Genomic DNA, 13,219 nt, shown 5'->3' with positions numbered 1-13,219 from the left:
TTTTTTTATTTTATATGGTCCGGCTAACCCGATGTCCATGATGGATCAAAAAGATTAGGGTTGAGTAATTCGCATCGTTTAAAATAATTTTTGAGATCTTCACGTTGCAGCCCATGCTCCAGGGCTTTCACATGACGCTCATGATGGGCATCTGTACCGACAAGGTCAACAAGACCTGCGCCAGCAAGATACTTGGCGACACGCTTTTCATGCGTGCCGTAATAACCGATAATGGACAGCAAATTCACCTGCAATAAACAGCCGATCTCCCTTAGCCGGCTTATCTTCTGCATATCGGTATGATAAAAAATATAGCGTTCGGGATGTGCCAGTATCGGATAATATCCCGCTATCAACAGATCAAAAATCAATTTTTCGATCTGCTTATTTTCCTGAATGTATGACATCTCGATCAGGATATGGTTATTCGGAAGGACAAGAAATTGAGGATCGGGCTGACGCAGAAGCTGCTCAAAATTAGAATCGAGCATATATTCGGCCGCGTAGCCACCTAATTTTTTATCAAAACCCTTGCCCTTGACTTTCTCAAATGATGTCTCGATACGCTCTCGCGTATTCGGGTACATCTCTTGAAAAATATGTGGTGTAAAATAAAAGTGTTGCAATTTCAAATCGACTAGACGGCCCAATAGGTCCATGCTCTCAGCCTCGTCCGTACAACCATCGTCAATACCCGGCAAGAGGTGCGAATGCATATCCGTATCCATCCAGCTTAAATCGTAATTCCGCTTTTTTCGGTTAAAAATTGTTAACATCTTTTTGGCAGATAATAATTGATAGTGTTTCGTCTATAAAGGAATATCCGGCCAGCTCGCCCGGCCGGAATATCCCAAATCTACAATCACAAGTTTTTACACTTGAGTTCTTAAATGCTTTTATAATTTGCCGCACTCTTCGGTCAGGATAGCCAGATTGGTCGCTCCTGCTTTGGTTCCGATAATGTCACCCGGCTGTATGCCTACTGTGGCTGTATTGTCTGCTGCAATAGTTTTCGCGTTGACTTCTTTCACACGTTGGCCCCAGATCGCTTTGAAATCATATTTGGTACCGTCTGTTTTTAAAAGTGTCGTACGCAAGAATCCATTGTCCACTGTACCTAGGAACTGATACGTTCCTGTGCCGCTTACCCGGTAGAATAACTGGAATGTTGGCAACAGGGTAATAGTCGTTGTTTTGTCCGGACAACGTACATACAGCTGCAGCGTCGACGTAGTTCCCGTAGCATCACCCGGATTTGGCAATGTCATCGCTGTCACCTGACCACAGGCTGCCAATGGACTTTGCTCCAATATATTACCGGCACTGTTGCGCACCACAATACTTGTACCGCTAGACGGCACATCAACCAAACTGATACTTGGATTATTCTTATTGATCGAATATTCACCTGTGGCAATCACTTTGCCGCCCCAGATGGCTTCTACAATAATCGGATAGGTCGACCCATTCGTCATCCAGTCGCCCGAGAACGTGATAACGCGTGCCGAAGGACAGGCCTCACCAAATTCACCAGCCATATAGAATGACAAGTGCTGAACCTGAAAACTTACTTTAAATCCGGCAGCTGCCGAGCCTGTAACTGTACTGTTTTGTTCGTAACGCCAGATGCCATCGGTGCTATTGGAAAAGATCTGAAATACCTGCCCCGCTGCAATGGATGCACCGGATATCGGGCTCACATAAGCTGCGTCAACAGGCATACTCACCGTAAGTGGCTGACTGAATTGTTTCACCGCTATACCATTCACCAACATGCTGATTTCAGCAACGGCTGCCGGGCTGAACGTACCTGCAACGGTACTGCCGTTGGCCAATACGACTTTGTCGCTTTTGACATCCCCGCCCGGAAGTAATTCGACAGCATCCTCATTGTCGGCATCGATGCTGGTCAAAATAATCTGAACAGTGTTGCCGCCTGTAATGACGTTGCCATTGGCATCTTTAAACTGGGTACCGGTCGGAATCGTCACTTCCATATTGCCGCCGCCTACAGCGGAGGGTACGGTAACTGTCGTTGCGGCTGTTGTGGACCCATTGGAACTGAGGTCAACATTGGCGACCGTTTCCTTCGCACCGTCCGGAACAACTGTCGGTTTTGTCAGCACGATCGTCTGTATACCACTCGATGCATCTGTGATGGCAACAGGTACTTCCTGTGTCGTGTAGCCCGAAGCTGCAAGCTGCACCCGAAAACGGATCGGATTTGCAGCACTGGCCGTCCGCTTAGGATCAAGACCAAAAGTGATCAGGTTATCTGTCAGCTTAAAATCTTTATAGCCATTCATGTTGTAAATGTCCTGAGTGTCTCCAGAACTCAGTGTGACTGTCACCCCGCTGATTGTCTTACCATCAATATCTACCACCTTCAGGGTAGCATAATTTTGAATAACTTCTGTACTTACCTGCAGGTTGAAATCCTTCAGCGGACTCTCACAGGAAGATACCCCGCCCAACAATGAGAAAGCTAAGGCACTATATATAGCGATTTTTTTGATTTTCATAATGACTCTGTTTTATATATTTACCTATTTAAACCGATAACTGATGCCTGCTTCGATACGGGGCAAATAGCGGTAGTTCTTGATGTTCTTCTCGATGGTGGCGGCATTATTGACATTTTCTTCCAATAGACCTGTTGCTTCCATCGTCACAGAAAGGCTTAGAAAGGTAATAGCAGCCCAAGTCCACATGCATTGAAAAGCGGCTGTCCGATCAGGATATTGCTCCAGCCGATACCCGCATAGGGATTAACGGTTTTCTTCCAGGCCACATTGGTCTTTATCGTACCGACCATTTCTGGATCAACGGCAATATCACCATAACGGTAGGGATCCGCCAAACGGGTGGTCAGGGTTCCATCGAGCTTAAAGAAATAGGCGCCGCCCACCTGCACGTTGAAACTGCGGAAAAAGCCCCGATTATCCAAGAAGGGTGTCCAACCGAAAATAGCAGAGGCATTGGATGATTTGGCCTTGGCCTCACTCCGTGTCGCACGGTTACTATACGTACCCTCAATGTTTGTGGTGAACGGCATATAGCTTACACCGAGGCGCATGCCAAACTGTTGGCTCAGCGGATAATAAAATTGAGCCCCAAAACCTGTGGACCCAAAATGCACCCCAAGCCCCAAGGGGTAGCCGAAAGAGTAGGCTGTCTCGGGTATGCTATCCCGCTCATCACTATTAGCCCGCGATACTGAGATATTGAACAGCATAAACATGCCGAGCAATAGGACGGTTAATCTGGCAACTTTTTTGTTCATAATCTGTCAGTTTTAATAGTAACGTTAATAAGCATTTTTCTCTCCTTGCAGCATGTTCAAAACGGTCATGCACACAATTTTAAAGTCGAGCATGGCCGACCAGTTATTCATATAATCCAGGTCATATTCGACCCGTTTGGCCATTGCTCCAGGATCCTTAGTCTCCCGCGGCAGCCATTGACCTGTGCCCAGCCCGTAATTCCGGGCTTTACAAAATGACGCACCATATAATGCTGGATCAGCTGGCTATAATGTTCGGTATGGGCAAGCATATGCGGACGTGGACCGACAACACTCATCTGCCCCAGAAACACATTGATAAACTGCGGAAATTCGTCCAGATTTGTCTTTCTTAAAAACTGACCTATTGCCGTAATACGCTTATCGCCTTTGACGGCTTGCTTTGCATTGGACTCCGTATTGACAACCATACTCCGAAACTTATAGCAATCAAAAGTCTGATTATTACGTCCGGAACGCGGCTGCTTGAAAAAAATCGGACCTGGACTCTGGATCTTGATAATCAAACCGATAATAGGAATCAACCAGGATAAAATGAATACGATCACGAAAGTAGAAATGACAAGATCGACAATGCGCTTCTTGATGCGGTTTTCCATCGTCGAAAGCGATTCGTCATGCGAGCGAAGCACGGGCAACTCCACCGTCAGCACGCCATCTTTGCTGGAATACGGCATCATTTCAGCCGGAGCAGTCACAAAATTGAGATGCACACATTTGCTGTCAGCTGCCATGATCAATTCTCTGCTGCAGCTCGAAATATCGGGGGAATTGACGACAAACACATCAAAGATCCCCAAACTGGCGACCTCCTCAAAATAACGTCTGAACCTAGTCAAAGTATCATCTTTGCTCGGCAAACCAGGATCGTCGCGGTAAGCGATTGTGTTGACATGATAAAATGGATGCTCCTTGGCAAGGATCCCTGCCACACCAGCCATGTAATCGTTGTGGCCGATCAAGGCTACTTGCTTGCTCCAACCTAAGCGCCGCGGCAATACCGTATAGACATAGGTCAACACAAAACGGGACAGAGCAAGGTAGATAAACATACCTGCTGCCACCACGACAAAGAAAACCCAAACTCCCCTAAAATGATGGCCGATCAGGATACAGCCCGCAAAAATTGCAACTAGTAACAGTGCCGTACGCAACGTGATACGGAATACATTCTCAAGCCGCTCGATGGTCGCATCAGCATAAAGCCGCATATAGAGCGACGAAATGATAGCAACAAGATTAAAAGTCGTCCACAATGAGTAAAAACTAGCCGGCACCTCCTGCCCCACATCCATCCAACCATTGTTGGCTACGACAGAGTAGGCAAGCACAAATAGGATATTCAAAGACACTGCATCTGTCAAAGCGAGCAGCATTTTTAAATAAGCTAAAACGCGATTTTGAACATACTTATGCATAAAATAGTTAATAAAAAATTAAAAAACCTAATTTTAAACATTTTTCCCAACAAGAAACATAAGCGGCGCAAAGTACCCGTACAGGTAACTACCTATACTTGAGAAAACTATAGCTCAAATTGACTTCCCCATGAAGCCGAAGAGCAATAAATTCACTTTTTCTATGTCAGTTCTATCTGTTTATGATCAGATCTCAATAATTGTTTTTTTTAAATAATAAGGCTTCTCTTCAGAATTTAGTTGACTGGATTTTTCCGCACAAATTGCATCATCCGCTTGGATAATCATGCAGTCAAATACTCTCGTGTTTTAATAATTGTAGATTGTAGTATGACAAATATAGACAACAAAATTTAATAATCTTTATCTTTTTTAATGTTTTTATCAAAATTTCACAATTACTTCACAATTCCTTTAAAAATTGAGCTTATTTAGACCGTAATTTGCACGAGAAAATGCACTTATTTCCTCGAAATCAGGAAGAAAACCTTTAAAATTTACGGAGAATAAAAAAATTAGGAAATTGTCACAAAATTATGACCAGGAGAATCTGCCAAATTAAAAAAAACTTCTTCAACTTGGAAACTTGGGTCAAAAGGGGGAAGCCGGTCGTAGATTGGACTGCACTTTAATTACCTCCTCGATCAGTAGAGGTACAGAATTACCATAAGAGGCGGCTCAATTGAAATCAAAGTTGATATATCAACCGAAAAGTCCGAGGAACTACTTCGCAACCAAAGAAAGGGCACTAAATATCAAATGATTGCTTTCTATTTTTAAAGTAATCCAAGGGATACGTATGGTCATCGTTTGCTGCGTGTTCAATTGCATAGTCGGAATATACGAGCAATTCACTTTCTGATTCCAAAGCTCTGAACGCGGTACCATAGCCTGCAGGAACATGAAGTACGCGTAAATTGGCCGCAGATATAACCATATTATCGACAGGAAGATCTGGGGAGGCTACTTCCCAATTGTCAATTTTCACCAAATCTACGGAAAATGATCCAGAGAGTACATAAAACCAACGTTGTTCAATCTTATGAGCGCGCCAACCTCTTACCAGCTCTGTATCTAGATTCTTGATAATATAAAAGCGCTTAACAAGACTCATGTCAAAATCATTGACAAATCTTATTTGTCCTCTATGGTCTTTGGCGACTCCCCCTTGTATTATATTAATCCTATTTTTCATTTATCCAATGTTTGAAATACTGAATTTTGTGATCGGTATTCGGGCACAATTTGCTTTATCAATCTTACAAGTTCCATTTTATCTACACGAGGGTTTGCATTTTCTACAAATTGACAAAGATATTCTACTCTACTTTTTTGGATAGCTAAGTCAGCGGTATTTACTTTGGCAATCATAATCTTTTCATGATACGTCTTCTCGGTATTTTCCCCATTTGCCAAAAGTTCCTCAAATATTTTCTCCCCAGGCCGCAACCCCACCACCTTAATATCAATATCCTCTGGATAGTTATATCCTTTTAAGCGGATCATCTGCTTGGCGAGATCCATAATCTTAACGGGCTCGCCCATGTCAAAGACAAATATTTCACCTCCTTTACCCATTACCGCGGCTTCCTGTACCAATTGGCAGGCTTCGGGTATGGTCATAAAATAACGGGTGATATTCGGATCGGTAATTGTCAGCGGTCCACCTTTGAGCATTTGTTTTTCAAACAATGGAATGACAGAACCATTGGAACCTAATACATTGCCAAAACGCGTGACGATAAAGTTGGTTTTGGAGTTTATATTCACCGTCGATATAGCAATCTCCGCGACACGTTTGGTTGCCCCCATGACATTGGTGGGATTCACTGCCTTATCCGTGGAGACCATAACAAATTTGGAGACCCCATAATTATCTGCCAACTTAGCTAAGGTATAAGAGCCGCACACATTGGTCAATATTGATTCATAAGGATTGGCCTCCATGAGCGGTACATGCTTATAAGCTGCTGCATGAAAAACATAAGTAGGCAAAAATGTTTGAAAAACGTTTTCCATAAAAGGCCTATTCCGGATATTCCCAACAATAAAGGTAAAACGGTCGAAATTCACATTGGAACTAAGTTCCTGCTGAATTTCGTAAAGTGCAGATTCTGCCTGGTCTACAACAATAAGTTTCAACAGATCGGTATGTGCCAATTGCCGTACAAGTTCGCTGCCTATAGAACCCGCGCCACCAGTTACCAATACAATTTGGCCTTTCATTTCCGATGCAATCGTCGGATTATCGAGATCAATCGCTTTACGCCCAAGCAAATCTTCGATTCGGAGACTTCGTATCTGCCTCGTGGCAACTTCTCCAGCAAGTAATTTAGCCGTGTCAGGAATTATCTTTACAATAAGTGGAATTGGTTCTGCCAGTTTAAATATCATATTCAGGCGCTCGGGAGCCCTATTATCTATAGCTACGATAAGTTCAGCTGCATTTCCGTGCCGTTGAACAAATGCTTCATTCAATTCACTGATATCGTGGATCTTGAAACCTTGGATACGGTTACCAATACGATGTGGATTATCATCCATGATAGCTACGATCCGATATTTGTTGCGTGATGTTGTATGGATAAAATGAAAGGCTGTATTACCCATATTTCCTGCACCAAACAAGATAACGGGAATACGGTTGTCTTCATTACCCCACATCAGTTCGTGATATAGCGCACGGTAAAGCACGCGGCTAAAGGTCATACTGAAACCAGCAATCAAGGCATGAAAAAGCAATTGTGTATCTGAAAAAGGAAAGATTGTTTTTAAAAAGTCAGGCTGCGACCATTCTAATATTTTAGAGACGAATACCGTAGAAAAATAAGACAGTACAATAGCCATCACAATGCGCTGCAGCTCACGTATACCTGTTTTATGAACCACGCCCCTAAATGTGTCCAACGTACAGAACCAAATTAGGTATATTGCAGACACCAACATACATTGCTGTTGCGTTGCATTGATATTAATACCACCTCTATGCTTAAAAATCAGCACATAGCTCGCAAAGAAAGCAATAGCGACTATGAGCATATCCAACACTAAAATGATCCAACGTGGCTTGTTAATCGACAAGCCCTTTTTCCATACATTACCCATGTAGACTATTATAAAATATTATGATCTTCTATTACAAAACACAATATGAATCCATTTCGTAGACCGGTTTCAAAAATACTGAATAAAACGAAAAGTTTTTCCGTTATATAACAAAAATCCTAATTCAATACCCTCCCACCGTAATCTTGTCCGCCTGTAATGTGTACACTATATACTAATGGACTGAAATTTTCAACTTACTAATTGATCAACACCTTGCGTAAACCGACCTTTTAAAATTTCGTTTCTCACACTTATCGACCATACTGCATTTCCATCGGAGTATTTTAAAATTGAAATCACTTGCGTTCTAAACGTTAAAAAAGCGGCGATCTTTTGATATAGCAAAGTTGCTATATTTAAATCGCTAAATTTTCTTACACCACCATGGTAAATTTAAACGTTTTTATTCAGATTTTATCGCTTATCGACCGCGAATTATGCAAGGATTTGGTGGCTAAACATAATAGTGATAAACATAGCAAAGGGATCAATAGTTGGACGCATCTTGAGAGCATGATATTCTGCCATTTTTCCTCGGCAGATTCAGTTCGGGATATCAGTATATGATACTCGCTATTTGCTGGACAACTTTTTACTAAACTAAGATATAATTATGATACATTTTTAATTTCCTGATAGAACTTATCATCAGTCCAATTAGACAGTGGCTTTTGTCAAAAAGATATTTTTGAACATTTGGAACAAAAATCGCTAAAATATATTGTTGCTGCAAAGTTTACCCACCCTGTACAACATTTAATCGACTAGCAAGATCCCAGGTTGATGGTGGATGAGGGAATTGATATCTGCGACAAGCGCTATCACTTGGGACAAGCAACCTAGACTGGTAAGCGTCCGACAGAAGATAGCCAATAGACCCAATGCACCTGGCAGGAATTTAAGTTTATTTCCTGAGGATGAAATCCACAGAAATTATCGCTATTCTGCATACTTTACCAATAATGAATTTGCTGCAACTGATGTATGGCGGATGTATAGCCAACGTAGGGATGCAGAAAACAGAATCAAAGAATTGAAGGCTGATTTTGGAGCAGAGAGCTTTAACCTGAAAGCATTTTATACAACAGAAGCTGTCTTAATATTCTCCATGATAGCCTATGATCTAATGTCGCTATTCAGAATATTCGTCTTGCAGGAAAAAACGCAAAAAACACTATCAACACTACGTTACAGAACTTTTGCTATTGGAGCTTATTTTGAAAAGGTAGGTGATACACTCAAACTCAAAATTGCACTAACCAAATAAACCTAGAAAATGATTCCGTGGACTTTGGGATTGCCCTATAGATCTTCAAATGAAAAGATCTACTGCGTAATCTGGGTTAAAGTAGATCCAAAAGAAGGCCAGATATGATTGGAATCTTTCCAATCTTGTGGCATTCATCAGAATGAATATCTTCGTGAAAATAAACATCTGGAAATGGATAGATGATCCATTTGTCAGGCCTTCGGTCAAAGAAAAAAATGGTTAGCTGAACATCTTCACGGAATGAAAAGTAGGGCTCAAAATTCAAATGAGCAAAAAACTATCGTTGTAAACACAGAAAACGACTCCTAAAATTTATTTAGGACACATATGATACGTACATTATTTATGTAATGCATAATTCCTTAATAGATAGCCGATCAATATAAAATAAATTCCGCTTAAGCTGGTCAACAAAATTATAGCGAATGTGACCTGTATATTGATTGCTTTTTCTGAACACCAGATCACTCCATAGCCAATAACAATTTGAATAATCGCATACAAAAACGACACCCATAATTTATTGAAACCAGCTTCATTGACCAAATACTGATAGAGGTGCGAACGATGCGCGGCAAAAATATTTTCTCCCCGCAATAAACGTCGAACAATGGTCCAAACTGCATCAATTCCATAGACCACTAAAAACAGCATATATATCAAACTACCAGTCTTTATTATTAACGCACCTAAAGCAAATAAAAGAATATAAGCGATTGCGACGGAGCCAACGTCACCGGCGAAACATTTTGCAGTTATCCTAAAGTTAAAAAAGGCGAATACTACAACACCCAACATAGGGAATATTAGAAATTCATCTTCTACAAAATGCACTTTTTTGTTAATTAATAGCAACAATCCGCCCACTGCGATACTATAACAAGCTGTTATTCCATTTATCCCATCCATGAAATTGTATGCATTAATAACGCCAACAACAACAATAAAGGCGGCAAGTAAAAAATACCAGGGCATTGAAAAGATATTCAACTGGTAAGCCATTAATAATACTGAACAAAAATGAAATAACAATCTTATTTTGTTGGACAACGTAAATACATCGTCCAAGAAAGAAATCGCAACCATTAAAGATAACCCTAAAAAGAACCATGGATACTGAAATCCTGACCATATACAATAGGTCACTGACCCAAAATAAAAAATGATTCCACCGCCCCTTAAGGTAACATTGGTATGAGAAGATCTTTCGTTTGGCCTATCTATGATATTAAATCGATCAGCAAATTTAAAATACAGTAATTCAAGGACAAACAGTAGAGCGGTAACAATAAAATACATCATAAAAAAAATCCAACTTACAAATATAGCATTTATCTCATACTTTTTTTCAAAGATAATCTGTATATTTCAAATAAAAATTTGCTAGAAATGGATATCGCAAAATTTGGATGGTCTGATTACCAAATTGTAATCAGTGATCAAAAAAACAAATATGAGTTGGAAGCAGCAGAACTATTGAAAACTTCTTTATTTAGAATTACTGGCGCTTTTATCCCCATTGTTAACAATAATGAAAAATCGAAAAATCATGAATTGATTATTGGATCAAAAACAATCAGAAATTTCGAAAATGAGGTAGTAGCAAAAGACTCGTTTGTCATCTTTCGGGAAAATGAGAAAATCTTTATTGCCGGCAAATCCCGGGCGAATGTTTTAGGGGTAGCTTATTTTATTCAAAAATATTTAGGTGTAATTATGACTGTGGAGAATGACATATCGTATATTACACAAAATATACTTTTAATCAACAACATTAAAAACGAGTTACAAAAACCTGATTTTGAATACAGACTAGTCTACTCTAGTTTATCTTTCTCAAGAGATTATAGCAACCATAACCTTGCAAGCCTATTTGGGAATGACTCACAAACAAACTATAAAACATTTGAAGACACAGGAAACCCATCACACAGTATATTACCGCTTTTGGGACACGACAAATATTTTAAAAGCAATTCTGAATTTTATGCACTTATCGCCGGAAAAAGAAAATATGGGGAAAATATTATGCCCTGTTTATCCAATAATAATGTCTTTGACATTATTGTGGCAAACTTAAGAAAAAGAATTGCAGATGAGCCGAACTTTAAAATTTGGGATGTCAGCCAACCAGATGGAATTCTAGATTCTTCAGGTTATTGCTCCTGTAATCTATGTAAGCCGAAACATGACAGAGGTAACGGCCTATCGGAAACCCTATTCCCTTTTGTAAATAAGATTGCCTTAAAATTTCCAGATAAGATTATACGTACGCTGGCTTATAATATTACCTCCAAGCCGCATACAGCAAAAACAATTATTTCATCTTCGCAAGAGATTCCAGGAGGAAGGTGTGTATCCAATGTTGAGGTGATGTACACATTGACGAATAACAACAAAATCAGAGCAGTTAGAACGGCAAACGATGAAAGTTCTATCTTATTAAGAAGGGAATTAGATCTTTGGACCAAATCAACGAAAAGGTTATTTATATGGGATTATGGTGTCAATTATTCGTATATATTGTTTCCTTTCCCTACCCTTCATGTCGCTAAAGATAATCTAGCATATTTCAAAAGCAAAGGCACAGCCTCAATGTTCATGGAATTAACGGCAGTTGAGTGGTGCTCCATGAAAGAGTTAAAAACGTTTGTTTATTCTTCATTATTCTGGGATCACAATCAGGATCTGGATAAATTAATCTCAAGGTTTTGCGCGGATTTTTATGGCGCTGGTGCGATGGAAATGAAACAATATATCGATTTACTACATGAAAATGCTATGAAAGCTGATGACCACAAATGGGAAGTAATGTCTTCGACAGGATCAATGATCGAACATGCGAATCCCCAATCCAATATGGAGAATTCGAAAGTTTTTAGTATAAAACACCTCGAAGCTTATTATAAATTGATCCACGCTGCATTATCAAAAACAAGAAGAACGAAATATTATTTTCGGATCAAGCGGGAACTATTATGTTTAAAATTTGTTGAAATTGAAACGGCAACAAAGTACGCTAACAAGAAAAACTCAGTTTATTCTGAGCAGTTTGTAGGCTACTTCAAGAGAAACAAAAAAAACATACTGGACATCCTTAACGAATTCCAGGCACTATGTAAGGAGCTTGAAATTGACGTCGTCAGTGAATGGGGAAGAACTGTTAACGACTATACTAGAGATGTAAAAGAAGGGCTGATCTGATCTCTTGAACAATCAGATCATCTACCCAAATGATCTGATTGTTTTATATAAACCTTCTTTCGCGGTTGTTGGTAATTTTCTGATTCCTAAGACTGACTTAGCTTTTACATTCGATAACAATAAAGTACCCGTCATTTTCTTTAATCTTTTTGTATTTAGCGGAATTGGTATTCGATCACCCAGACCTGCAATAAATCTCACCAAAAAGCGAGGTATTGATAAATTCAGAATTCTCTTACCAGTTACTTCTTTCATGATAGCGATAATATCCGAAGTGGAGACATACTCATCATCAGCGATATGATAAACCCCGGAATCGATTGAATGTCTACGCTCAATAAACGCTTTTATAAAGAAAATAAAGTTATCAATACCTATAAATGACCTGCTATTGTTAAATGAAGATAGTGGATAAGGAATTCCTCTAGATATCAAACGATATAACAATCTCAAACTTCCTTTATCTCCAACACCATGAACCATAGGCGGACGAACGATAATGATTTTCTTTCCCTCATTTAGCTCTTGCTCCAATAACCATTGCTCAGCAATCAACTTAGATTTTCCATACCAAGATAATGGATTACAAGAATCAGTCTCCACCAACGGAGAAACTGATTCATACTCTTCTACCGCAGCAATTGAGCTCACGTGAATCAACACACTTGCTTTTGAATTATTAAATGCTGTAAAAATTTGCTTTGTCAACTCAAAATTTACATAAAAATAATCTTCCTCTGTAGCGTCACCTTTATGATCATGAGCTTTCCCAACCAGATTGACAATAACCTCTGCACTTCCCAATCTTTCTTGCAAATCATCATTTCTTAATGAAACGCCAAAGGATCCCTCAATATTTTCCAACAGGTTCTGGCCAATAAAACCAGAGCTGCCAAGTATGGCAATATCTTTCAT

General features: G+C 39.9%; 12 protein-coding genes. 3 read left to right on the top strand and 9 right to left on the bottom strand.

Translation table 11 applies throughout. The features are described 5' to 3' along the window. Positions 1-23: 23 nt before the first annotated feature. The 7 genes from DTA23_RS16040 to DTA23_RS16010 all read right to left on the bottom strand — a co-directional run bounded on the left by DTA23_RS16040 (position 24) and on the right by DTA23_RS16010 (position 7,827). Positions 24-776: a tyrosine-protein phosphatase gene (locus DTA23_RS16040; protein WP_112375310.1), complete on the bottom strand. Its 753-nt coding sequence runs from the start codon at positions 774-776 to the stop codon at positions 24-26. A gap of 120 nt (positions 777-896) precedes the next feature. Next, on the bottom strand, positions 897-2,522 hold the full coding sequence (locus DTA23_RS16035; protein WP_112375309.1) for a hypothetical protein: 1,626 nt from the start codon (positions 2,520-2,522) through the stop codon (positions 897-899). A gap of 158 nt (positions 2,523-2,680) precedes the next feature. Beyond that, on the bottom strand, positions 2,681-3,235 hold the full coding sequence (locus tag DTA23_RS16030; protein ID WP_146753093.1) for a hypothetical protein: 555 nt from the start codon (positions 3,233-3,235) through the stop codon (positions 2,681-2,683). A 72-nt stretch (positions 3,236-3,307) separates the two neighbouring features. Further along, positions 3,308-3,427, bottom strand: a complete 120-nt coding sequence (locus tag DTA23_RS30460; protein WP_112375307.1) for a sugar transferase — start codon at positions 3,425-3,427, stop codon at positions 3,308-3,310. Next, on the bottom strand, positions 3,391-4,722 hold the full coding sequence (locus DTA23_RS16020; protein ID WP_112375306.1) for an exopolysaccharide biosynthesis polyprenyl glycosylphosphotransferase: 1,332 nt from the start codon (positions 4,720-4,722) through the stop codon (positions 3,391-3,393). The genes DTA23_RS30460 and DTA23_RS16020 overlap by 37 nt, the downstream gene beginning before the upstream one ends. 748 nt (positions 4,723-5,470) lie before the next feature. Next, the gene (locus DTA23_RS16015) at positions 5,471-5,917 is read right to left on the bottom strand and encodes a cupin domain-containing protein (protein WP_112375305.1); all 447 of its coding nucleotides are present in this window, start codon (positions 5,915-5,917) and stop codon (positions 5,471-5,473) included. Further along, on the bottom strand, positions 5,914-7,827 hold the full coding sequence (locus tag DTA23_RS16010) for a polysaccharide biosynthesis protein (protein ID WP_112375304.1): 1,914 nt from the start codon (positions 7,825-7,827) through the stop codon (positions 5,914-5,916). Before DTA23_RS16010 ends, DTA23_RS16015 begins: the two co-directional genes overlap by 4 nt. Positions 7,828-8,214: 387 nt before the next feature. Between DTA23_RS16010 and DTA23_RS30455 the strand changes: the two genes are divergently transcribed. Beyond that, a complete protein-coding gene (locus DTA23_RS30455) occupies positions 8,215-8,397 on the top strand; it encodes a DUF4372 domain-containing protein (RefSeq protein ID WP_112375303.1) in 183 nt (60 codons plus the stop codon). Between the two features lie 223 nt (positions 8,398-8,620). Beyond that, positions 8,621-9,097, top strand: coding sequence for a transposase (locus tag DTA23_RS16000; RefSeq protein ID WP_204990897.1), 477 nt, complete (start codon positions 8,621-8,623; stop codon positions 9,095-9,097). Between the two features lie 342 nt (positions 9,098-9,439). Here DTA23_RS16000 and DTA23_RS15990 read toward each other — a convergent pair whose 3' ends face one another. Next, entirely contained in the window at positions 9,440-10,186 is a 747-nt protein-coding gene (locus tag DTA23_RS15990) for an MraY family glycosyltransferase (RefSeq protein WP_239468910.1), read from the bottom strand. A 303-nt stretch (positions 10,187-10,489) separates the two neighbouring features. Here DTA23_RS15990 and DTA23_RS15985 point away from each other — a divergent pair, with 303 nt between their 5' ends. Beyond that, positions 10,490-12,304, top strand: a complete 1,815-nt coding sequence (locus DTA23_RS15985) for a DUF4838 domain-containing protein (RefSeq protein WP_112375300.1) — start codon at positions 10,490-10,492, stop codon at positions 12,302-12,304. A 21-nt stretch (positions 12,305-12,325) separates the two neighbouring features. On the opposite strand, the gene DTA23_RS15980 is transcribed toward DTA23_RS15985, so the two are convergent. Then, entirely contained in the window at positions 12,326-13,219 is an 894-nt protein-coding gene (locus DTA23_RS15980; RefSeq protein WP_112375299.1) for an NAD-dependent epimerase/dehydratase family protein, read from the bottom strand.

Origin of the sequence: Sphingobacterium multivorum, assembly GCF_900457465.1 — a bacterium.
In the GTDB taxonomy this organism is placed as follows: domain Bacteria; phylum Bacteroidota; class Bacteroidia; order Sphingobacteriales; family Sphingobacteriaceae; genus Sphingobacterium; species Sphingobacterium multivorum.
The sequence above is the reverse complement of the archived record's forward strand: the minus strand, read 5'-3'. Positions and strand labels throughout refer to the sequence as shown.

Bases quoted from the DNA above. Each gene is read 5' to 3' on its own strand.
- DTA23_RS16040 (WP_112375310.1), bottom strand. From the start codon at position 776: ATGTTAACAATTTTTAACCGAAAAAAGCGGAATTACGATTTAAGCTGG.
- DTA23_RS16035 (WP_112375309.1), bottom strand. From the start codon at position 2,522: ATGAAAATCAAAAAAATCGCTATATATAGTGCCTTAGCTTTCTCATTG.
- DTA23_RS16030 (WP_146753093.1), bottom strand. From the start codon at position 3,235: ATGCTGTTCAATATCTCAGTATCGCGGGCTAATAGTGATGAGCGGGAT.
- DTA23_RS30460 (WP_112375307.1), bottom strand. From the start codon at position 3,427: ATGGCCAAACGGGTCGAATATGACCTGGATTATATGAATAACTGGTCG.
- DTA23_RS16020 (WP_112375306.1), bottom strand. From the start codon at position 4,722: ATGCATAAGTATGTTCAAAATCGCGTTTTAGCTTATTTAAAAATGCTG.
- DTA23_RS16015 (WP_112375305.1), bottom strand. From the start codon at position 5,917: ATGAAAAATAGGATTAATATAATACAAGGGGGAGTCGCCAAAGACCAT.
- DTA23_RS16010 (WP_112375304.1), bottom strand. From the start codon at position 7,827: ATGGGTAATGTATGGAAAAAGGGCTTGTCGATTAACAAGCCACGTTGG.
- DTA23_RS30455 (WP_112375303.1), top strand. From the start codon at position 8,215: ATGGTAAATTTAAACGTTTTTATTCAGATTTTATCGCTTATCGACCGC.
- DTA23_RS16000 (WP_204990897.1), top strand. From the start codon at position 8,621: ATGAGGGAATTGATATCTGCGACAAGCGCTATCACTTGGGACAAGCAA.
- DTA23_RS15990 (WP_239468910.1), bottom strand. From the start codon at position 10,186: ATGGTTGCGATTTCTTTCTTGGACGATGTATTTACGTTGTCCAACAAA.
- DTA23_RS15985 (WP_112375300.1), top strand. From the start codon at position 10,490: ATGGATATCGCAAAATTTGGATGGTCTGATTACCAAATTGTAATCAGT.
- DTA23_RS15980 (WP_112375299.1), bottom strand. From the start codon at position 13,219: ATGAAAGATATTGCCATACTTGGCAGCTCTGGTTTTATTGGCCAGAAC.